The organism is Chitinophaga sp. H8 (assembly GCF_040567655.1).
In the GTDB taxonomy this organism is placed as follows: domain Bacteria; phylum Bacteroidota; class Bacteroidia; order Chitinophagales; family Chitinophagaceae; genus Chitinophaga; species Chitinophaga defluvii.
On the sequence record NZ_JBEXAC010000002.1, the window covers coordinates 1,301,571 to 1,322,950 of the forward strand.

The 21,380-nt window shown below is 44.1% G+C and carries 18 protein-coding genes; 9 read left to right on the plus strand and 9 right to left on the minus strand.

From position 1 onward, the window contains the following. Positions 1 to 112: 112 nt before the first annotated feature. Both ABR189_RS19175 and ABR189_RS19180 read right to left on the minus strand, forming a co-directional pair. Positions 113 to 604, minus strand: coding sequence for a hypothetical protein (locus tag ABR189_RS19175; RefSeq protein ID WP_354662082.1), 492 nt, complete (start codon positions 602 to 604; stop codon positions 113 to 115). A gap of 270 nt (positions 605 to 874) precedes the next feature. Further along, positions 875 to 1,123, minus strand: coding sequence for a hypothetical protein (locus tag ABR189_RS19180; RefSeq protein ID WP_354662083.1), 249 nt, complete (start codon positions 1,121 to 1,123; stop codon positions 875 to 877). A gap of 86 nt (positions 1,124 to 1,209) precedes the next feature. Here ABR189_RS19180 and ABR189_RS19185 point away from each other — a divergent pair, with 86 nt between their 5' ends. Beyond that, positions 1,210 to 2,934, plus strand: coding sequence for a metallophosphoesterase (locus ABR189_RS19185; RefSeq protein WP_354662084.1), 1,725 nt, complete (start codon positions 1,210 to 1,212; stop codon positions 2,932 to 2,934). A gap of 103 nt (positions 2,935 to 3,037) precedes the next feature. Next, positions 3,038 to 3,961: a PfkB family carbohydrate kinase gene (locus ABR189_RS19190; protein WP_354662085.1), complete on the plus strand. Its 924-nt coding sequence runs from the start codon at positions 3,038 to 3,040 to the stop codon at positions 3,959 to 3,961. Between the two features lie 326 nt (positions 3,962 to 4,287). On the opposite strand, the gene ABR189_RS19195 is transcribed toward ABR189_RS19190, so the two are convergent. Continuing rightward, positions 4,288 to 5,091 (minus strand): S1/P1 nuclease, encoded by an 804-nt coding sequence (locus ABR189_RS19195; RefSeq protein ID WP_354662086.1) that lies wholly within the window; start codon positions 5,089 to 5,091, stop codon positions 4,288 to 4,290. Between the two features lie 221 nt (positions 5,092 to 5,312). On the opposite strand from ABR189_RS19195, the gene uvrB reads away from it, so the two are divergent. Then, positions 5,313 to 7,367: an excinuclease ABC subunit UvrB gene (gene uvrB / locus ABR189_RS19200; protein ID WP_354662087.1), complete on the plus strand. Its 2,055-nt coding sequence runs from the start codon at positions 5,313 to 5,315 to the stop codon at positions 7,365 to 7,367. Between the two features lie 532 nt (positions 7,368 to 7,899). On the opposite strand, the gene ABR189_RS19205 is transcribed toward uvrB, so the two are convergent. Beyond that, complete coding sequence (locus ABR189_RS19205) at positions 7,900 to 9,276, minus strand: S41 family peptidase (RefSeq protein ID WP_354662088.1); 1,377 nt, start codon at positions 9,274 to 9,276, stop codon at positions 7,900 to 7,902. A gap of 683 nt (positions 9,277 to 9,959) precedes the next feature. Here ABR189_RS19205 and ABR189_RS19210 point away from each other — a divergent pair. From ABR189_RS19210 to ABR189_RS19220, 3 genes are all read left to right on the plus strand, one after another. Next, entirely contained in the window at positions 9,960 to 11,345 is a 1,386-nt protein-coding gene (locus ABR189_RS19210) for an ammonium transporter (protein ID WP_354662089.1), read from the plus strand. Between the two features lie 150 nt (positions 11,346 to 11,495). After that, complete coding sequence (locus tag ABR189_RS19215; protein ID WP_354662090.1) at positions 11,496 to 12,578, plus strand: porin; 1,083 nt, start codon at positions 11,496 to 11,498, stop codon at positions 12,576 to 12,578. A 169-nt stretch (positions 12,579 to 12,747) separates the two neighbouring features. Beyond that, a complete protein-coding gene (locus tag ABR189_RS19220) occupies positions 12,748 to 13,407 on the plus strand; it encodes a DUF2461 domain-containing protein (protein ID WP_354662091.1) in 660 nt (219 codons plus the stop codon). Between the two features lie 178 nt (positions 13,408 to 13,585). On the opposite strand, the gene ABR189_RS19225 is transcribed toward ABR189_RS19220, so the two are convergent. After that, entirely contained in the window at positions 13,586 to 13,837 is a 252-nt protein-coding gene (locus ABR189_RS19225) for a hypothetical protein (protein WP_354662092.1), read from the minus strand. A gap of 311 nt (positions 13,838 to 14,148) precedes the next feature. Further along, positions 14,149 to 15,138 (minus strand): aspartate-semialdehyde dehydrogenase, encoded by a 990-nt coding sequence (locus tag ABR189_RS19230; protein WP_354662093.1) that lies wholly within the window; start codon positions 15,136 to 15,138, stop codon positions 14,149 to 14,151. A 370-nt stretch (positions 15,139 to 15,508) separates the two neighbouring features. On the opposite strand from ABR189_RS19230, the gene ABR189_RS19235 reads away from it, so the two are divergent. Both ABR189_RS19235 and ABR189_RS19240 read left to right on the plus strand, forming a co-directional pair. Further along, on the plus strand, positions 15,509 to 16,168 hold the full coding sequence (locus tag ABR189_RS19235; RefSeq protein WP_354662094.1) for a DUF5606 family protein: 660 nt from the start codon (positions 15,509 to 15,511) through the stop codon (positions 16,166 to 16,168). Between the two features lie 155 nt (positions 16,169 to 16,323). Beyond that, entirely contained in the window at positions 16,324 to 18,051 is a 1,728-nt protein-coding gene (locus ABR189_RS19240) for a M3 family oligoendopeptidase (protein ID WP_354662095.1), read from the plus strand. 94 nt (positions 18,052 to 18,145) lie between these two features. On the opposite strand, the gene ABR189_RS19245 is transcribed toward ABR189_RS19240, so the two are convergent. Then, positions 18,146 to 18,574 carry a Fur family transcriptional regulator gene (locus tag ABR189_RS19245; RefSeq protein WP_354662096.1) on the minus strand — a complete coding sequence of 143 codons (429 nt, stop codon included), beginning with the start codon at positions 18,572 to 18,574 and terminating at the stop codon, positions 18,146 to 18,148. Between the two features lie 10 nt (positions 18,575 to 18,584). Further along, entirely contained in the window at positions 18,585 to 19,211 is a 627-nt protein-coding gene (locus tag ABR189_RS19250; protein WP_354662097.1) for an SCO family protein, read from the minus strand. 262 nt (positions 19,212 to 19,473) lie between these two features. Between ABR189_RS19250 and ABR189_RS19255 the strand changes: the two genes are divergently transcribed. After that, positions 19,474 to 20,658 carry a GTP-binding protein gene (locus ABR189_RS19255; protein ID WP_354662098.1) on the plus strand — a complete coding sequence of 395 codons (1,185 nt, stop codon included), beginning with the start codon at positions 19,474 to 19,476 and terminating at the stop codon, positions 20,656 to 20,658. Positions 20,659 to 20,680: 22 nt separating this feature from the next. On the opposite strand, the gene ABR189_RS19260 is transcribed toward ABR189_RS19255, so the two are convergent. Beyond that, complete coding sequence (locus ABR189_RS19260) at positions 20,681 to 21,349, minus strand: hypothetical protein (protein ID WP_354662099.1); 669 nt, start codon at positions 21,347 to 21,349, stop codon at positions 20,681 to 20,683. Positions 21,350 to 21,380: the final 31 nt, after the last annotated feature.

A 21,380-nucleotide genomic window follows, 5' to 3' on the forward strand; every position in this document is an offset into this window, starting at 1 on the left:
AACTCGGTCTTATCCGGGAGCACACCTCCCGGAACCATATCCTAGCGTAAGACCAAAAAAATAGCCGGACTTGCTCCGGCTATTTTTATATTCATCTTATTGAATGAAAATACTATTTGGTAATATTTCCGGTAGCAATGATGCTATCCTTAGTAGCACTGTAAAGTACTCTAACGAAAGATGCATGAGAAATGGCACTGTCATAAGAGAATTTCTTCTGATCAGGTCTCATCAGCTTCTTGGTAATTTCAGCAGTTACTTCTGCACCGGTACCTTTCAGTTCAAATTTCTTTACCAGGGTATCAGTTTTAGGAGCTGCTACACTACCATTGATCATTGACAACAGGTGCGTTACGTCTTTAGCAGACTTGCTCAGTTGTATACTTACAGATGCAGATGTATCCTGCAGATTTTCCTTGATAGTCAGTACACCAATTTTTTTAGCACTGTCTGCACCCGGAGCGCCTTGTACCAGGTCGTAGCTCTTGCTACGTGGCTGAGGGCCAGGGTTATCATTGTCGTTGTTTTTACAAGCAACGAAGGTTACACCAAATAGAGCAGCCATTACTCCCACTCTGAGAGCATTCTTTTTAAGCATAAGCATGATTTCCGTTTTTATTTAGGTTTTTGTAATGCGAATAATGATTTCCGATTTCCGTTACGATAATAATTAAGGTTTCCAGCGCTGATGTCATTGTTAAACGACACCGGAAATCAAAAGTTACAGTAGCGTTAAAAAAAAACTGAAAATAATGGAGAGAGGGAGGTGAAAAGAGCCACAGTAAAGGAATTGTATAACATATATTTATTTTATCTTTTTTGTAACTGAGGCGGATAACCTTATTGGGGGAATATATGTTGCAACAGGAATCAGTTAAGTAGTTACCTGCATACGATAAAAAAAAGCTGGCATGTACGGTAATATATATACGAAGAATATCCCCCTATGTATCAGCCACAATCCCGGAAGCTTGTCCTGATAACAAGAGATACGGAATAGCGGGGTAGATATAGCAGCAGGCGGCATTTTTTTAGCACTGTCTGCACCCGGAGCGCCTTGTACCAGGTCGTAGCTTTTGCTGCGTGGCTGAGGAACAGGATTATCATTGTTCGGATAAAACAATTATTAGTATTAACTTTTATGTCTGAACAAGCCAATGTTATCAGCCCCTGCTGAAAGGACACAGGCTTGAAATAAGTAAAGCGCCCATGAAATTTAAGCCGCAAAAAATGGTGAACTGGTATGATCTGCCCCAGTTGGTCACCATCGGTACACAAACTATTATCTCTTCCATATTTGGCAATTATGCCGATAAGCGGGAAGCGCAGGCCAATGTGGTCAGTACAGAGCTGTATTATGATTATAGCAGTATGAGGGATTGCTGGGTGGATTATGTAGCTGATACCGGCGATGGGTTTGATTCCTGTTATACCGTAGCCAGTTTACTGGCCAAACCTGCGCTGGAGGTAGACGGGCATCAGCTGAAACGGGCCGATGTATTGATCATGGGCGGGGATCAGGTATATCCCACCCCACAAAAAGAGGCGTATGATAATCGCCTGAAAGGCCCTTATGAGGCGGCTTTTCCCGGGCAGGCCGGAGAGGGGCCATGCCCGGTCCTATTTGCGATACCGGGTAATCATGACTGGTATGACGGGCTGACCAGCTTTATGAAGCTGTTTTGCCAGAAGCGGAAGATCGGTAACTGGCAAACGCAGCAGCAAAGAAGTTATTTTGCGATCCGCCTTCCCCACAATGTATGGATATGGGGGATTGATGTACAGCTCAATTCTGATATTGACTACCCGCAGCTTCGTTATTTTAATGAAGTGGGCGGGCATATGAAAAAAGGGGATAAGGTATTGTTATGCACAGCAGAGCCAGCGTGGATCTATTATTCCCATAAACGGCATGATCAGTCATATGCCAGGCTGCGTTACTTTGAGAAGAACCTGATTGAAAAGCGGGGATTTTCCCTGGTGGCTACTTTTGCAGGCGATCTGCACCATTATGCACATTACTGCCAGCAGGATAAGGACCAGGAGGGGAAGCATAAATTTACAGCAGGCGGTGGCGGAGCGTTTATGCATCCTACCCACAACCTTAAAAAGGAGGTTATCTTGGAGCAGCAGGGAGGAGAAAATGCGGAAGTACTGAGCCTCCAGGCTACCTTCCCTTCCCGGCAGCAATCCAGGGCCCTTGCCTGGCGGAATATCCTTTTTGTAGTACTCAACTGGCGCTATTGCCTGGGGATGGCAGCTATTTACCTGGTATTGGCCTGGCTGGTACAAAGTGTGGCAGATATAGGAGATACCGGTACCCTGACGCTCATGCAGCGGCTACGGCATACCACAACATTGGGTGAAGCCGTTACCGCTATCGGGCGTACGCTGCAGTTTGCCCCCGCAGTAGTGCTGGGATGCGCGGCGATTGTAGGGGGTTTTGTTGCCTTTACAGATGTGACTTCAGGCAAAACCAACTGGCTGTACGTGTTGGGGGGAATACATGGATTGGTACATGTGGCTAATTTCTTTGCCTTGTTATGGCTGTTTGCTTATATCAACCAGCAACTGCTGCACCTGTACGTGAATACCTTCCTGCAGGCGGCTGTTTTTACGGTAGAAATGCTTCTGGGAGGAAGCCTGGTAGCAGGCCTGGTGATGGGCTTTTATTTCATTATTACCAACCTGCTGTTCCGTATTCATGACAATGAAGCGTTTTCTTCCCTTCACTACCCTCATTTCAAGAACTTTTTACGCCTGCATATTACGGAGGGGCAGCTGCATATTTATCCCGTAGGCATCAGGAAAGTGACCACCCAATGGGCGTGTACTACCGTAAAAGATGTAAAAGGAGAAGACCAGCTGCAGTTTTCGGGAAAGGAGGCTGCTGTGGAACTGATGGAAGCCGCCCCGGTGACTATTTTTATATAATGGATAATTTGCTTTTGAATATCCTTACCTTTGGCCCTGCCTGGTAAATAGCTATTTACTGCAGCACTAAACTTTATACCTTAATTAAAACACTAAACAGAACATGTCGCTTACAGTTGTTGGCTCTATGGCGTTTGATGAAATAGAAACGCCCTTCGGAAAATCAGGAAGAATCATTGGTGGTTCAGCTACTTTTATTGCCTGGGCAGCTTCAAATTTTGTAAAACCCATTAACCAGGTGTCAGTAGTGGGGAACGACTTCCCGCAATCTGAGCTGGACGAATTGAAGGCTATAGGCACTGCGCTGGAAGGTGTACAGATAAAGAAAGACCAGAAATCATTTTACTGGTCTGGTAAGTATCACATGGATATGAATACCCGTGATACCCTGGTTACGGAGCTGAATGTATTGGGCGATTTTGCACCGGTGATTCCTGACAGCTATCAGGGGAGTGAATTCCTGATCCTGGGTAATTTGTCACCGCAGGTACAAATGAGTGTGATTGATCAGCTGAAGGTAAGACCTAAGCTGATTGTAATGGATACCATGAACTTCTGGATGGACATTGCGATGGACGACCTGAAAGCGGTATTGAAAAGAGTAGATGTACTGATGGTGAATGATGCAGAGGCCCGTCAGCTGAGCGGTGAATATTCCCTGGTGAAAGCTGCCCACAAAATTCTTACCATGGGTCCCCGTTACCTGATCATTAAAAAGGGTGAGCATGGTGCATTATTATTCTACGAAAATCATGTGTTCTTTGCTCCTGCCCTGCCACTGGAAGATGTATTTGATCCCACCGGCGCCGGCGATACTTTTGCGGGTGGCTTTATTGGTCATCTGGCCAAAACAAAGGATATCTCCTTTGAAAACATGAAAACAGCGATCATCGTAGGTTCTGTAATGGCCTCTTTCTGTGTAGAGAAATTTGGTACTGCCCGTCTGAAAGAAATTACTGCTGCGGATATTGCTGCCCGTCTGGATCAATTTGTACAACTGGTTAATTTTGATATAGACCTGGTGTAGTAGCTGTTAGCTGTTAGCTTTTAGCCGTTAGCTTTTAGCTCTTTTTATGCAAGCTTTACGCAGAGCGGCAATAACTGCAATGGATAGTATTAGCTTAAAATAATAAATAACAAATGCCCATGTACAGTAATCGTACATGGGCATTTTATTGTCTGATATTTTTAAGGAGTATTTGCTGTTTCTTTACCAGGCATTGGGCATGAAAGCTCGTTGCTAACAGCTAACAGCTAATAGCTAATAGCTCCCACAAAGCTCGTTGCTAACAGCTAACGGCTAATAGCTCCCACAAAGCTCGTTGCTAAAAGCTAACGGCCAACAGCTAATAGCTATTTAAATATCCCATTCAGCACCGCTGCAAGCCGTAATCCGCCTTTCAGGAGTTGTTGGTTCAGGTCGTCTACAAACAGGAAGTTGTAGCGGTAGCTGAGTTTTTCTTCCGGTTTGGCACGGCCATATACTTTGTCGGCCAGCAGATGTGATTCAAATAACCAGTCCTGGATCTGGCCACTTTGGAGTGTTTTTACCTGGTCTTTCGGTAAAATGTCCAGGACTTTTGCGTATTCTGTGTAGCTAAGTTGCTGGAAGTCAATTAAATGTTCGTCCCATACCCGGTGGAGGTTTGTGGGGCGGTCAAACCAGTATACTTTAATTTTATTGCCCCCCATATCTTCGTCACGGCCTACGTGCAGGGGCATATGCATATCCCCTATCATATGTACCAGGAATTTGAGTGCGAACACCTGTTGTTCTTTTTCCAGGGAGCGTTGTTTCAGCTGTTGGATCATGTCCAATGTCTGGGAGTACAGGTTTTGGCCGGTAAATGATTGGAGCAGGCGGTCAAATTCCGGGCGCTCGCAGTTGGCCGGAAAATCCAGGTAATGCCAGGTAGACGTATGATCGTACTGGTGGGTAGTATCAGATTTGATAAAATCGGGCCAGTTGGCGATCATTGCCAGGCTTTGCCGGCCTATGATGGCGGCAATAGCTTTACGTGCTTTGGGGGTCAGGTGCTGGTAAGCAATTTCGGCTACTACCCGGTGGCCAATAGGCCCCCAGGCATAAGTGGCTAAGGGTAGCAAAGGCAATAAACAGGCCAGTAGCAGGCTAACGATCATTCTTTTCGGCTTCATAATGCTGATGCTGTTAAGGGTGTAAAGTTGGGGCAGAATTATGACATGAAAAAAGAAAATAATCTCCCTGGGCAGTGTTCATAATTTTTTAATATACCCCGTTCAAAGATAAATAATGATGCTTTTTTAACACTTTTTGCGCCCGCTTTTGTAGTAAATTTGTACTTTATACACTTACTACCCTGGTGCATTCATTGAACCTTATCTGTAATTGAAACGATATGCCCTTTAAGATACATTCTAATTACGCCCCGGCGGGCGACCAACCGTCAGCTATCCATCAGCTTACGGAGCGGATACAGGCAGGTGAGCCTTTCCAGACATTACTGGGGGTAACGGGCTCCGGTAAAACATTTACCATGGCCAATGTGATCCAGAATACACAAAAGCCTACCCTGGTGCTGACGCACAATAAAACATTGGTGGCGCAGCTGTATGGAGAGTTTCGCCAGTTTTTTCCGGAAAATGCGGTGGAATATTTTGTGTCCTACTACGATTATTACCAGCCAGAGGCATATATGCCGGTGAGCGGTACCTATATAGAAAAAGACCTGGCTATCAACGAAGAACTGGATAAGCTGCGCCTGAAAGCAACGTCCAATCTGCTTTCCGGACGCAGGGATATCATTGTGGTGGCCAGTGTGTCCTGTATTTATGGTATGGGTAATCCTACGGATTATGAAAATGGGATCATCCGTATCAGCCGGGGGCAGACCCTCAGCCGCAATGCCTTGTTGCATGGGCTGGTAAATTCTCTTTATTCCCGCACGACAGGTGATTTTAACCGGGGTAATTTCCGCGTAAAAGGAGATACGGTAGATATCAACCTGCCCTATGTGGATTTTGGGTACCGGATCACTTTTTTCGGAGATGAAATTGAGGAGATCGAGAGCTTTGAAACGGAAACCGGCAAACGTATTGCCAAGATGGATGATGCAGCTATCTTCCCTGCCAATCTTTATATGGCACCAAAAGATATGATGCAGGAAATCATTTATGAAATACAGGATGAATTAAATGCACAGGTAGAATATTTTAAGGCCAATGGCAAGCTGATAGAAGCCCAGCGATTATCCGAAAGGGTTACCTATGATGTGGAAATGATACGTGAACTGGGCTATTGCAGTGGTATTGAGAACTACTCCCGTTTTCTTGACAGGCGGAAGCCTGGTACGCGCCCCTTCTGCCTGTTAGACTATTTCCCGGATGATTTTTTACTGGTGGTAGATGAAAGCCATGTGACCGTTCCGCAGATCAGCGGGATGTATGGCGGCGACCGGTCCAGGAAACTGAACCTGGTGGAATATGGATTCCGCCTGCCTTCTGCGCTGGACAACCGTCCGCTGAACTTCTATGAGTTTGAGAGCCTGTTGAACCAGACGGTTTTTGTAAGTGCTACCCCCGGAGAGTATGAACTCAACAAAACAGAAGGTATCGTAGTGGAGCAGGTGGTACGTCCTACGGGATTGCTGGAACCTCCTATTGAAGTAAGGCCGAGTGTAAACCAGGTAGATGACCTGCTGGATGAAATAGACCGCCGTGTAAAAGATGGGGGACGCGTGCTGGTTACCACCCTCACCAAACGGATGGCAGAGGAAATGGATAAATACCTGCAACGTATCAATATCAAATCGCGCTATATCCACTCTGAAGTAGATACCCTGGAGCGGGTAGAAATCCTGCGGGACCTGCGGCTGGGTACCATTGATGTACTGGTAGGGGTAAACCTGCTGCGGGAAGGGCTTGACTTACCGGAGGTAACGTTGGTAGCCATTCTGGATGCCGATAAGGAAGGCTTTCTGAGGGATGAGCGTTCCCTGACCCAAACAGCCGGCCGCGCCGCCCGTAACGTAGACGGGCTGGTGATCTTCTATGCGGACAAAATCACCGACAGTATGCAGCGCACCATTGATGAAACTGACCGTCGCCGGGAAAAGCAACTGGCCTATAACATCAAAAATGGTATTGTTCCGAAAACAGTGAACAAGTCTAAAGAACAGATCCTGGGACAAACAGCGGTATTACAGATCAAGAGTTTTGATGAGGCCTCTCCCTATGCAGTACATGATGAAGCGGCGATGCTGGCTGCGGAAGATGTGACAGAATACGCCAGCGCCGCTGCGGAAGCCAAAACAATCCCTCAAATGGAAAAAGCGATTGCCAAGGTAAAACGCGAAATGGAGAAGTCGGCCAAAGACCTCGACTTTATGGAGGCCGCCCGTTTAAGGGACCTGATGTTTGCCATGGAACGGGAGCTGGGCGGAATGAAGAAGTAGCTGTTGCTGTGGAGGAAAGCTTTGAGCTTAATGCAGAGAAGGGGAGCTACGAGCTATGAGCTGCGAGCAAAATGCAGTGAGTGTTTTGAGGTGTAGCTGTTAGCCTAATGCAGAGGGGAATTGTGGTATTTACTGATGTTATGTGGTTTGTTTACTTGGGATAATATTATACCATAATAAGTTTTTGTTGTACCCTCTATTTTATAGCTTTCATACTCTATTCATACTCTATCTATGCTTTAACTATGCTTTAACCATGCTCTAACTATGCTTTAACCATGCTCCAGCTAGCCTTTACGGCGCTTTTGGTATGGCTATTGGTAGGCGTAACTGGTGTTTTTTTATCCTTTTAAGTTAAAGTCAAAACCGGCAGTCTGTAATTTCGTGCAATGCCTGGCTCGGGGCTCGCAGGCCTTCATTGCTGCATCAGGCTAAAAGCCAACAGCTACTTAATTTCGTGCAATGCCTGGCTCGGGGCTCGCAGGCCTTCATCGCTGCATCAGGCTAAAAGCTAACTGCTAAAAGCTAACAGCTACTTCCCAAGCACCTGTTGGATCAATGCGGCTTTATCATCGGTGAGATTAACCAGTATGTCTGGCTTCAGGAGATTTTCCTTTACGATACCTTTAGGTCTGATCCACCGTTTTACACCAAAAAGCAGCTCAATTTTAGTGTTGGGCAGGCGGGTATTATATAGCTCTCCAAATTTATTGGGATGCCCCAGCATCGGGGTTTCTCCTGCGATTACGGCCATATTGTTATCTTTTACGAGGGTAGCAAACATCATGGCGCTGCTGAATGTACCCTTACCTACGATAATGAATACTTTACCGTTATAATGGTAGGGTTTTTCCTGTGGATGAATAGTGTCTGAGTCAAAGTGCAGCAGTTTGCCCTCCGGAGCGGTTTTGTACCATTCAGGCGCTTCAATGCCCCATGATTTTAAGAGGTTAATATAGGCATCACTTCTTCTGAAGTCAAAACTATAATCACGGTAAGGCTGGGTATAGAAATAATCGATCAGCATATTGCCCACAATGGATTGTCCCCCGCTGTTTTTGCTGACATCAATAAACAGGTATGCAGGATGATCTGCTTTTACAATGCGGAAGATGCTGTCAATCTGCTGCTGAACAGTATCCAGGTATGCCTGTGGAAAGTTAAAGGAACAGGCCGTGATATAACCCGCATTTCCTATTTTTTGGTAAGTGATTTTCTCATCGCAATGCGTATCCCAGCCAGTTTGTTTACCCAGTTCGTCCTGCCATACCTTTAAAGGTACTCCCGGCAGGCTGGTTTCTTTACCGTCTCTGGTTCTAAAAACAAAATAGTGCTGAGGTGCAGGCAAGGTCCAGGTGTACAGGTAGCCAAATTGCTGCAAAGCCTTTTCGGTACGCTGCTCAGGATAACCTGAGGTAAACAGGGCACATTGTTCAATTAAGCGATCCAGTTTTATGTTGTCGACCTTGGTAATAATATCCCCTGGTTTTAGCGAACCTCCTTCATAAAGTATTTTGTCTACCTGGTAGTATTTGCCACGGCGGACCAGGCTAACCGGCATAAAAACAGGATCATGCTGATAGCTGGTCCAAAGCAGGTGATTGGGTAGATAGGCCTGTGCATGTTCATCACATAAATAGGCAAGCAGCGGCTTTATTTCTTTTAAGAACGCAGTTGCCGTGGACGAGTCGGTAAGTCTGGACGCGATGTCTGCAAAAAGTTGGTTATATCTGGTGGGGCTGATTTCCGTATAGGGGTAGGCGTGTACATTGAACAGCTGCTGCTTTAAATATGCCAGGTCTTCCCTGAGCTGTTGGGGAGATAGCCTGGTATCCTTTTGAGCGCTTTGACAATATGCGGTGAATACTATCAGGAGCAACGTACTCAGGGTTAATAATGTCTTTTTCATATAACGTGGATAGCGTTTGTATGAATTTATCATTTTCCTGCACATACAGCTGTAATATTTTCTACTTGATTAACAGGCGCCTGTCTATTAAAATCCGGAAACCATATCAAGAGAATACCAGCGATGGGCAGGATTGCCTTTAATCCCCGCCATACCTGCCATTTACAGCGATTGTTACCTGGATAGGCCGGACCTGTCATCTTTAAAACCATGGGAGGTGTCCCTCACCAAATTTTAAGGTTTTTAAGACAAAACATCGGAAATGAACCGGGTGAGAATAGAATATATTACATAGAATTATTTATAATATAAGTTAGAAGGGACGATGAAACCAGAATAATAGTATTTATTATTTATAATTTTAATCAGTTGACATATAATAAATTATGAACTTATTTATCATTTAACAGTAACAAATGCTCTGTATTGCTTTGAAAAATCGTCATTCCTTCCTTTTAAATCTTTTATTTAGTTGATTATCAATTATGTGTGGGGCGTTGCCCGTTGTCTAACTACCTGTTATCACCTCAAAAAACAATATTTAAATTATTATTTAAATTAATATAATTGACATTATCACAATATGAATCTATAATATTTGACCATTTCTATTTTTATAGCCTTCTATTTGATGTTTTATATCTCCTATCTACTTTTATTTGAGAAATTTAAAATCAAGCGCTATGAAAAAAAATACGTTTCAGGACTACTTGCCTTTCATTTTTCTGGCTTTAGTTGCAATAATTGGAATTTTTATTCCCGTACTACCAAGTTTTGCTGATAATGGCAGTTATAACAGCTCCGATATCGCCTGGATCCTGGTAGCCTCTTCATTGGTGTTTTTAATGACACCGGGTTTATCTTTTTTCTATGGCGGTATGGTAAACCGGAAGAATGTGATCTCCACCATGATGCAAAGTTTTATAGCCACCGGGCTGATCAGTGTGGTATGGCTGGTGGTAGGATTCAGTCTGGCATTTGGTAAATCGCAGGGTGGCATCATTGGGGATCCTACCACGTTCTTCTTTTTCCGGAATGTAAGTTCCGGTGCCCCCTGGCCTGGTGCACCCACCATTCCGTTGTTGTTGTTTGCACTGTTCCAGATGAAATTTGCCATTATCACACCAGCCCTGGTAGTGGGTGCGGTAGCGGAAAGAATACGTTTTACTTCTTATGTACTGTTTATGGTATTGTTCAGTTTGCTGGTATATGCACCGATAGCACACTGGACCTGGCATCCGGATGGTATCCTGTTTAAACTGGGCGTACTGGATTTTGCAGGAGGTACGGTAGTGCATATTTCCGCAGGTTGTGCAGCACTGGCTGGTGCGCTGATTCTGAAACGCCGGAAAGATCATGTAGAGAAGAAAGAATTACAACCCGCCAATATTCCTTTTGTGCTGCTGGGTACTGGCTTGCTCTGGTTTGGCTGGTTTGGTTTTAACGCCGGTTCTGCACTGGCTGCTAATTCACTGGCGGTATCCGCTTTTGCTACTACTAATACGGCTACTGCGGCAGCGGGTTTATCATGGGTGTTTTTTGATGTGATCCGTGGCAGAAAACCATCTGCATTAGGATTTTGTATAGGCGCTGTAGTTGGATTGGTAGCGATTACGCCCGCTGCAGGTTTTGTAGGTATCCCGCAAAGCGTGTTCATCGGATTCCTCGCAGCCATAGCGTCCAATATGGTGGTGCACTGGAAATCAAAAACCAGTATTGACGATACACTGGATGTATTCCCTTGTCATGGTGTAGGTGGTATGGTAGGCATGTTGCTGACCGGTGTATTTGCTACCAAGCTGGTAAATGGTGGAGGCAACGATGGCTGGTTCTATGGCAATTTTGAATTATTCCGTAACCAGGTACTGGGCCTGCTGCTGGTAGTTACTTACAGCTTTGCAGTATCCTATGGTATTTTCAAGCTGATCAACCTGATCCATCCTATCCGGGTAAGTGAAGATGAAGAAGCATTAGGACTGGATGTAACACAGCATAATGAAAACTATCATCCTGCTATGATGACCGTTAGTGATAACGGTTCCCTGAAAGAAGAAGCATTGATCCACTAATATCATTTCAAAGGTGAGAAGTGAGGTAACGCTTGTATTTCACTTTTCACCTTTCCTTCCCGCTCTTTGTCATACACCCATACTCCAAAACAATCGGCAACGGCAGCTTACGATCTTTTCTTACCATTTTATCAACCAAACCCATCGCTCATGAAAAAAATTGTAATAGCCCTGTTTGCCGTTTGTCAATGTCTGTATGTATGCGCTCAAACAGCAGATACTACACAAGCGCCGGCATTTAAGTTGTCCGGGTCGGCGGATGTATACTATAAGTATAATCTGAACAGAAACAATACTGATAATAAAACCAGTTTTACCAATTCACATAATTCATTTGAATTGGGCATGGTTTCCTTAAAGGTGGAACATGCCTTTAAAAAAGGAAGTATTGTAGCAGACCTTGGTTTTGGCAGAAGAGCTGCTGAATTTTCCTACAATGATAATCCCACGGAAACACATAGCATGGCTATGGCGATCAAACAGCTGTATGTAGGTTATCAGCTTACAGACAAGATCAAGGTAAGCCTGGGGAGTTTTGGTACGCATGTAGGTTATGAACTGGTGGATGCTTATCTGAACCGCAATTATAGTATGAGTTATATGTTCAGCTATGGTCCTTTTTTCAGTACCGGTGTAAAGGCCGACTTTACGTTAAGTTCTTCCCTTACTGCTATGGTGGGCGTGTTTAATCCTACTGATCTTAAATCGGTGACCTTAAACAATCATAAATACATAGGAGCACAACTGGGGTTTGCACCTGCTGAAGCACCTGTGAAATTATATCTGAATTACCTGGAAGGGAAAGACACTTTTAACATCCAGAATCATCAGGTGGATGCCGTAGCTACTTATCAGGTAAACAAGGTGCTGGGGTTGGGATACAACGGTACTTACAGTACCTATAAGGATACACAGATCAAGGATGGCGCAGATAATACGGCCAACTGGTGGGGATCAGCATTGTACATCAACTGTGATTTTACGGATGCTTTCGGGTTGACGTTGCGTGGAGAGTATTTCAGTGATAAAAAGGGGTTGAAGGTATTTGGCGGTATGCCGAATGGAGGAAGTGTAGTAGCAGGAACTTTATCGTTCAATTACAGGGTGGGTAATCTGACAATTGTACCGGAGTTCCGTTTAGATAAAGCTTCTGAGAACATATTTAATAAGTCGTCCGGAGAGGCAGGTAATATTTCTGCCAATGTATTGGTAGCAGCGCTTTACCATTTTTAATGCGGATGCTTTATCAAAAAGAATTAATTAAAAATTTGGCCCATATAACAAAAGGTTTACAACAATCCTGCATGAGGCCGTCTCTTCCCCGGGGCGGTCTCTTTTTGTTTTCTGCAAATGAGTACCGGATTATTGAAACTATCTTTTTAATTTGTATAAAAATAATACCATGTTCCAGGCGAGTACACTTAAATTTTTGAAGAACCTGAAAAGCAATAATAACAAACCCTGGTTTGATGATCATAAAACGGAATATCAGCAGGCAAAAGCTGATTTTGAAAGCATCGTGCAGCAGATCATAGACGGGTTAAACAAACAGGATAAAACAACAGTAGGGTTACAGGTAAAGGATTGTGTGTTTCGTATATATAAAGACGTGAGGTTCTCAAAAGATAAGACACCTTATAAATCAAACATGGGAGCTTCCTTTGCTGCCGGTGGTAAAAAGTCTATACTGGCAGGATATTACTTTCACCTGGAGCCGGGAGGGCACAGTTTTGCAGGCGGCGGTTTATGGATGCCGCCAGCACCGGAGTTAAAAAAGGTACGCCAGGAAATAGACTATAATTTTGAAGAGTTTGAGCGGATCATTTCTAATAAAGAATTTATAAAGTACTATGGTAAAGTAGAAGGAGATGCGCTCAAGACAGTACCTCAGGGGTACCATGCTGATAACCCTGCCATTGCTTATTTAAGATTAAAGAGTTTAGTAGTAACCCATGCTATTACAGACGAAGCCTGTACACAGCCTGCACTGGTAAGGGAAATATTGAAAAGCTTTGCGATCATGCAGCCTTTTCTGAACTTCCTGAACCGGGGTCTTGACTAATGATAAATAGTAGTCCTGTGCCATCCGTTTTAAAGCAGGATGGTATTGGGGGAAAAAAAAGAACAGTTTAATTGTCAGCTGGTTTATAGTATAGTGTTACTATCTTTCTATATAACCACCTGACAATTTTTAACCATTCCTGTTACGGCCTTTTGCCGGATCGTTTGTACTTGAAAAATCAGTTCTTGTGAATTAAAAACTCAAATGGACGTGCTTTACGGTTTTTTAATAAGTTTTCCTTGTCCATACGGGCATGAGCAAAACGTTGATTGTACACATTAGCCACTTCGATGATCGGCATGATGCCATCCAGTGTATCCTGCTGGTCTACAATGTTCATGATACGTGATACCTGTGACGAAAAATTAGTGCTCCACTCTTCGGTGAACTTATGCATTAACAAAAGCTCACGATTGGTGTTGGTTTTCATAGGATTAAGGGTGTTTACTGATTAGATAATAACGATTGTCTCCAGCATTTCAAAAATTTCAGATACCGCCTTTTACAGGAAGTAGTTGGCATAGGATTGTATTACCAAAATTGGATTATATATGTCACAAATCAATACTACTTCCGTGTAATTTTTAAGTGTAAGCAGTGATGATTTTATGAACTGAAATTAAAAAAGCAAGCACTAATGTGCTTGCTTTTAGATAATTATGATATTATTCGTATATGCTTCCCTTCTTTCAGTAACATAAGGGGGATACCATATTAATTACATAGCACGAAATGTGATAGTTAGATCCATTTTTGCTGGTGCAGGTATTCCGCGATCTGTACGGCATTAGTAGCAGCCCCTTTACGCAGGTTATCTGCTACAATCCACATATTCAATGTTTTAGGCTGGGTTTCATCCCGGCGTATACGGCCTACCAGTACTTCATCCTTGTCATGCGCATCTTTAGGCATGGGGTACTGCAGGTTAGCCGGATCATCCACTACCACTATTCCGGGAGTAGCTGCCAGTAGTTTACGTACATTAGCTACTTCGTATTCATTATCAAACTCCAGGTTTACGGATTCGCTATGTCCGCCCATTACAGGGATACGTACAGTAGTAGCAGTTACCTGTATGGAATTATCGCCCATGATCTTCTTGGTTTCGTTAACCATCTTCATTTCCTCTTTGGTGTATCCGTTTTCCAGGAATACATCGATCTGGGGGATGACGTTCAGGTCTATCTGGTAAGGGTAAGCCATTTCACCGGTTTCTCCTTTTCTTTCATTCATGAGCTGGGTAACCGCCTTTACGCCGGTACCTGTTACAGACTGGTAAGTAGATACCACTACCCTTTTAATTTTATATTGGTCGTGCAGCGGGGACATTACCAGTACCATCTGGATGGTAGAGCAATTAGGGTTAGCGATGATCTTATCTTCCGGTGTTAATGTTTTGCCATTTACTTCCGGCACCACCAGTTTTTTGGTGGGGTCCATACGCCAGGCAGAAGAGTTATCGATAACGGTAATACCCGCAGCCGCAAATTTAGGGGCCCATTCCAGGGAGGTGCTGCCACCTGCAGAGAACAGGGCTACATTAGGCTTCATGGCGATAGCCGTATCTGCATTCACCACCTTATAAGTCTTGCCCTTAAATGCTACTTCCTTACCTACAGACTTTTCGGAGGCAACAGGAATCAATTCTGTTACGGGAAAATTCCTTTCCGCTAACACTTGTAACATTTTTGTGCCTACCAGTCCGGTGGCTCCAACTACGGCGACTTTCATTTTTAAGACGGTTTTATTTTATTTTTTAAGAAACCCAAAAATAATATATCCACATCGGTTTTCATAACCTATTCAGTAATCATCTTTTAACTGGTGGGCTTACATATGATGGTTTTTTACAATTAAGATGTAAGGGAAACCGGATAAGGGGAGTATAAGCAGGAACAGTAATATTTAGCCGCCAGAAAGGCAGGCTATTGGCGGGAGGTATTAAAGCCTGTCAATTTGTGAGGCAATCTGTTATTGTTCGGGCATATGGCACGAAAGTTGAGCTAGGCAGCCTTCATCCTTGTATGGAAGCGGGGATGAAAATTTGTCAGCAGGCAATCTATTATAATTATTTATATTTGCGCTTCCTAAAAATTTGAACATGCAGTACAGAGAAATTGTTGCAGTAACCGGTTTGGGCGGTTTGTTTCAACTAATAGCCAGTAAACAAGATGGCGCTATCGTAAGATCCCTGGAAGATAAGAGCACAAGGTTTGTTTCTTCCCGTGTCCATAACTTTACTCCGCTGGAAAGTATTGAAGTATTTACCACCGGTGATAATGTAAACCTGGCTGAGGTATTCAAGGCCATGCAGGAAAAAGAAGCTTCTTTCCCTTTAGTAGATACTAAAGCGGACAACAATACCATTAAAGCATACTTCAAGAACGTATACCCTGAGTTTGATGAAGAAAGGGTGTATGTAAGTGATATGAAGAAGATGGTAAAATGGTTTGTGGTATTAAAAGCTAACGAACTGTTGAAGTTTGAAGAAATCCTGGCTGGTGAAGAGGAAGCAGCAGAAGTAGCGGAAGAAGCGCCTAAAGCAAAGCAGGCAGCAGCAACGGAAGCTACAGAAGAAGAAAAGCCTAAAAAACCACGCGCTACCAAAAAGGCAGCGAAGGAAGAGGGTGAAGAAGGTGCAGAGGCAGCAGAGAAAGCGCCTAAGAAAGCAAAAGCTAAGAAAGAAGATGCACCGGCAGCGGAAGGTGAAGCACCTAAGAAAGCTGCAAAACCCCGTAAGAAAAAAACGGAAGAAGAATAATCATATTGTAACTGTGCCACTGCTTCCCGCGGTGGCACAGTTATTTTAAGCAGATGCCTTTTTTCAGCATCTTAGTCTTACATTCGGATTTCGTAAATCGATCTCCGAATTTTTTATTTTAACAGGTGTTGGTAATCACCATATAATTTTTCCTTATGTCAGTATTAAATGCAGCGATTAAAAAACTTCCCCGGCAATTTTTACCGGAAGATTTTGTGGTAACGACCTGGGAAGCATTACAGCCTTATTTCGAAGAGCTGAAACAAAGGCCGCTTACCAGCCTGGAAGTATTGGAGCAATGGCTGAAAGATATGAGTGAACTGGAAGCCGTGATCAGTGAAGATGCCTGCTGGCGTCAGATACGTATGACCTGCGATACTACCGACAAATCACTGGAGGAAGCATTTGCTTATTTCTGTATGCAGATACAGCCACAGTTGCAACCATATGCAGATGCGCTGAACAAGAAGCTCATGGAATCTGAATGGGTGAAGGCCCTGGATCAGCAGGAATATGCTACTTACCTGCGTAATGTGAACAAACAGATAAAACTGTTCCGTGAAGAGAACATCCCTTTACAGGCAGAGCTGAGCGTAATGGCACAGCAATATGGCGCGATAGCCGGAAAGATGACGATTACCGTTAACGAGCAGGAATATACGTTGCAGCAGGCGGCTAAATTCCTGGAAAGCGACAACCGGGCCTTACGGGAAGAAGTATTCCGCAAAACAGCTGCCCGTCGCCTGGCAGATAAAGATGCGCTGGACCAGTTATATACTTCCCTGATTGGTAAACGCCAGCAGGTAGCTGTTAACGCAGGATATGCCAACTACCGCGATTATAAATTTGCCGAACTGGGCCGCTTTGATTATACCAAAGAGGACTGTTTCCAGTTTCATGCAGCTATCAAGGAACATATTGTTCCGCTTACCCAGCAGATACTTGAAAAGCATAAACAGAAATTAGGGCTGGATACCTTAAAGCCCTGGGATACAGAGGCAGAGCCGGCAGGTATAAAACCACTGGAACCTTTTCAAACCGGGGAAGAGCTGATCAATAAAGCGATTCAGTGTTTTGATGAACTGGGCCCTTTCTTTGGCGATTGTCTGCGGGTGATGAAACAGATGGGACGGCTGGATCTGGAAAGCCGTAAGGGTAAAGCACCAGGCGGGTATAATTGTCCGCTGGCAGAAACCGGTGTACCCTTCATCTTTATGAATGCTGCGGGGCAGATGAAAGACCTGACCACTATGGTACATGAGGGCGGGCATGCAGTGCATTCCTTCCTGAGCCATCACCTGGAACTGAGCGCTTTCAAGGAATACCCTATGGAAATAGCGGAAGTGGCCAGTATGAGCATGGAACTTTTTACCATGGACCACTGGAATATTTTCTTTGACGATGCAGCAGCATTACGCCGTGCCCGTATGCAACAACTGGAGCGCGCTATTACCATCTTCCCATGGATAGCTACGATTGACAAATTCCAGCATTGGATATATGAACATCCGCAACATACCGTTGCAGAACGTACTGCAAAGTGGCTGGAAATCCTGGATGAGTTTTCTCCGGCAATAACTGACTGGAGCGGCCTGGAAGATTACCGTGCTATTACCTGGCAAAGACAACTGCACCTGTTTGAAGTGCCTTTCTATTATATCGAATATGGTATAGCACAACTGGGCGCTATTGCTATGTGGAAACAGTATAAGGAAAACAAAACACAGGCATTGGAAAACTATATGAATGCCCTGCGCCTGGGCAACACCAGGACCTTACCGGAACTTTATAAAGCAGCAGGTATTAAGTTTGATTTCTCCCCTGCTTACGTAAAAGAACTGGTGGCGTTTGTGAAGACAGAGATGGAAAAGATTGCGGAATAGTTGCAGGTGCACTGCTTGATCTGAAATAATAAAAAAAGCCCATGGACAGTGATGTACCATGGGCTTTTTGTTGTCAGTATCCTGTTGGGCGTGATTATTTACATTGTTTGCATACCCCGCTTACTACCACCTCTACATTATGGGCTGCATATCCTCTTGGGAGATGTATATCTGGTACATTGGTTTCATCCAGGCAAATGGTAGTGCCGCATTCTTCACATTTGAAATGTACATGGTGATCGTTGTGTACATGTTCGGAGCAGGCATCTTTACATAAAGCATAACGTACAGAGGTATCCGTAGTAGGGATTTTATGAATGATACCTTTATCCAGGAAGGTTTGTAAAGTGCGGTATACCGTTACACGGTCAAATGCTTTCCCGGTGAGCTTATCAAAGTCACTATGTTCCAATGCACCATTACTCTTCATAAACAGTTCCAGGATCTTCATCCTGGTTTCTGTTACGCTGAGTTTGCTTTCACGAAGCAATATGGAAATCTTTTCAGTTTGTTTGTTGGTCATGATCAAAAATTTACTCTTTCATCAGGCGTTCTATGTCCTTAATGAGTTTGTATACATCCGGCAGTTTGGTGCCTTCATACAGGCCACGTACACGGCCTTCTTTATCTACGAGTGCAAACCATTGGGTATGCACAAAATCTTCTGCTCCGGAAGGTGTACCATCATCTACCAGGTAGCTTTCCCGCGCCAGTTTATACAGGTTCACTTTGTCGCCGGTGAGGAACCACCAGTTTTTAGCATCTGCTCCATATTTTTCAGCATATGCTTTTAGTACGGGTACACTGTCGTGATCCGGATCTACGGTATGGGACAGGATCAGGAAGTTGGGATTGTTTTTGAATGCCTCGTATACTTTTTTCATGTTGGTATTCATCTTGGGACAAATACCTGTACAGGTAGTAAAAAAGTATTCCGCTACATAGATCTTGTTTTTTACGTCAGCATTGGTGATCGTTTTCCCTGCCTGGTTGGTAAAGGAAAAGCCTTGTATTTCATGCCCCGGAGTGCCCAGTACGGGTAGTTTTTCCACTCCAAAAAAAGAACCTCTTTCACCCAGAATGGTGTAGCCGGCATAGCCTAAAAAAGCGGCGCTTAGCAGCACAAAAAAAACGATATAAAAAATGGCCTTCTTCGACATAGCACTATTCCTTTGTTTAATTCAATATGCAAAGGTAGTACACATTTGAATGAGGGCCATCATTTATGATTTCAATTATTTGAACCAGCGCTTGATGAGGGTATTATGCATTTGTTTTTTACACTATTTGAAAGCCGGTTTTATCTTGTTGAGGGGAAGGAGAGCCGACCCATAGTATCGGTTGCATTTTAGTAGTATGTATTTATGTGCAACATTGTTGCAAATAATTTGTAGTTTTGTTGCCTTCAATAAAAACAGGCATATGAAAAAACTACCGGTTACTGTATTAAGTGGCTTTTTAGGGGCGGGCAAAACGACTTTGCTCCATCATATATTACATAATCGTGAGCAGATGCGGGTAGCTGTTATTGTGAATGATATGAGTGAGGTGAATATTGATGCCCGGCTGGTAAAGCAGGAACATACCTTTCATAAAACCGAAGAGCGGCTGGTGGAAATGAGTAATGGTTGTATTTGCTGTACCCTTCGGGAAGATCTGTTAAAGGAGGTAGAGCAGCTGGCCGGGCAGGATAAATTTGATTACCTGCTGATTGAGTCTACCGGCATATCAGAGCCTATGCCTATCGCACAAACCTTTTGTTATCAGGACCCAGACAATGGCATTGATCTGAGCCCGGTGAGCCAGCTGGACACGATGGTTACCGTGGTAGATGCATTTAACTTTCTGTCTGATTATAATAGTGTGGCGCTGCTGCTGGAGAAGGGATTAACTGCGGATATGGAAGACAGGCGGACTATCGTGAATCTGCTGACTGACCAGGTAGAATTTGCCAATGTGATTCTATTGAATAAATGTGATCTGGTAGACCGGGAAAAGCTGGACCTGTTAAAAGCGGTACTCAGGAAGCTGAATACCAGTGCCAACATTATAGAAACGGTGAAAGGGCAGGTACCCCTGAAAGAGATCTTGCATACGGGATTGTTTGATTTTGAAACCACCTCACAAAGTGCAGGATGGATAGCAGCATTGGAAGAGGAGCATATTCCTGAAACTGAGGAGTATGGTATTACTTCTTTTGTGTACCGGAGCCGGGCCCCTTTTCATCCCATCCGTTTCTGGCATTATCTGAATGAGCGCTGGCCTACGAATATTATACGCAGTAAGGGATTATACTGGATTGCTTCGCGGCCGGCCATTGCCATTAACTGGAGCCAGGCGGGTGGTTCTCTGCGGGCAGAAAAGGCGGGGAACTGGTGGTGTACGATTCCCAGAAAGGAATGGCATTTGGATGAAGCAACGTATCAGTTGGTTACACAACGTTGGGATAAGGTATTTGCCGACCGTTATAATGAGATTGTTATTATCGGGCAGTCGTTGGATATCGCAGCCATTACCCAGGAATTGGATAATTGTTTGTGCAACCGGCATGAGATACTGGATTATTTAGGTGGTGCTTATTTCGAGGATCCGTTTCCTCCCATGTAATATTATTATACGATGCAGTGGTTTACTTCAGGTTTAATCCCAGTTTGATACCCAGGTGCAGACTGGGCAGTACACTTACCAGTCTGCCGTCATTGACCTGCAGTTGGCCATTGTTATCATGATAGGAAGTGTATTGGTAGATTTTGCTCCTTATGCCTACACCAATAAAAGGATCGAGCAGGAACTTGTCTTTGGTAAACTGGCGGCCTATCAGGAACTGGAGGCCAAAGACGTTTTTGTCGGCCGACTGCGTGTAGGTAGCATTATTGAAATGGAAATCCTGGTTGGGATAGAATACTTTTTTATAGAACAATATTGGTTCAAAGTAGGTACCACTTGCCCTGGAAGGATTGGTATTGCGTGAAATGAGGTATACCCGCAAGCCGGCACGGAATCCTAGTCCCCTGCCATCCACAAACTGTTCGGTGCTGATATCGGGTTTCTTTTGTCCAAAATCTATTTTCTTGGCCAGCACATAATCCGGGTAGTCGGTGTATATACCGCTGATGCCCACTTCCAGGCTAAGTTTTGGGCTGATTTCCTGTTCAATATATAGGTCCAGTTCATTAATAAGCGTAGTAGGATTTACCTTGATGTAGGTATTTCTGTGGAAGGGAGGTGGTGCCTCCTGAGCAGCAACACGCAGGTTATACAAGCAGCATAGCAATAGGAGTAGTAGCGCTTTTCTCATACAGTTGTAAGGATTATCCGGTGATAGCACA

Bases quoted from the DNA above. Each gene is read 5' to 3' on its own strand.
- ABR189_RS19210 (WP_354662089.1), top strand. From the start codon at position 9,960: ATGAAAAAAAATACGTTTCAGGACTACTTGCCTTTCATTTTTCTGGCT.
- ABR189_RS19190 (WP_354662085.1), top strand. From the start codon at position 3,038: ATGTCGCTTACAGTTGTTGGCTCTATGGCGTTTGATGAAATAGAAACG.
- ABR189_RS19230 (WP_354662093.1), bottom strand. From the start codon at position 15,138: ATGAAAGTCGCCGTAGTTGGAGCCACCGGACTGGTAGGCACAAAAATG.
- ABR189_RS19215 (WP_354662090.1), top strand. From the start codon at position 11,496: ATGAAAAAAATTGTAATAGCCCTGTTTGCCGTTTGTCAATGTCTGTAT.
- ABR189_RS19175 (WP_354662082.1), bottom strand. From the start codon at position 604: ATGCTTATGCTTAAAAAGAATGCTCTCAGAGTGGGAGTAATGGCTGCT.
- ABR189_RS19260 (WP_354662099.1), bottom strand. From the start codon at position 21,349: ATGAGAAAAGCGCTACTACTCCTATTGCTATGCTGCTTGTATAACCTG.
- ABR189_RS19225 (WP_354662092.1), bottom strand. From the start codon at position 13,837: ATGAAAACCAACACCAATCGTGAGCTTTTGTTAATGCATAAGTTCACC.
- ABR189_RS19195 (WP_354662086.1), bottom strand. From the start codon at position 5,091: ATGAAGCCGAAAAGAATGATCGTTAGCCTGCTACTGGCCTGTTTATTG.
- ABR189_RS19250 (WP_354662097.1), bottom strand. From the start codon at position 19,211: ATGTCGAAGAAGGCCATTTTTTATATCGTTTTTTTTGTGCTGCTAAGC.
- ABR189_RS19235 (WP_354662094.1), top strand. From the start codon at position 15,509: ATGCAGTACAGAGAAATTGTTGCAGTAACCGGTTTGGGCGGTTTGTTT.
- ABR189_RS19240 (WP_354662095.1), top strand. From the start codon at position 16,324: ATGTCAGTATTAAATGCAGCGATTAAAAAACTTCCCCGGCAATTTTTA.
- ABR189_RS19185 (WP_354662084.1), top strand. From the start codon at position 1,210: ATGAAATTTAAGCCGCAAAAAATGGTGAACTGGTATGATCTGCCCCAG.
- ABR189_RS19220 (WP_354662091.1), top strand. From the start codon at position 12,748: ATGTTCCAGGCGAGTACACTTAAATTTTTGAAGAACCTGAAAAGCAAT.
- ABR189_RS19245 (WP_354662096.1), bottom strand. From the start codon at position 18,574: ATGACCAACAAACAAACTGAAAAGATTTCCATATTGCTTCGTGAAAGC.
- ABR189_RS19255 (WP_354662098.1), top strand. From the start codon at position 19,474: ATGAAAAAACTACCGGTTACTGTATTAAGTGGCTTTTTAGGGGCGGGC.
- ABR189_RS19205 (WP_354662088.1), bottom strand. From the start codon at position 9,276: ATGAAAAAGACATTATTAACCCTGAGTACGTTGCTCCTGATAGTATTC.
- uvrB (WP_354662087.1), top strand. From the start codon at position 5,313: ATGCCCTTTAAGATACATTCTAATTACGCCCCGGCGGGCGACCAACCG.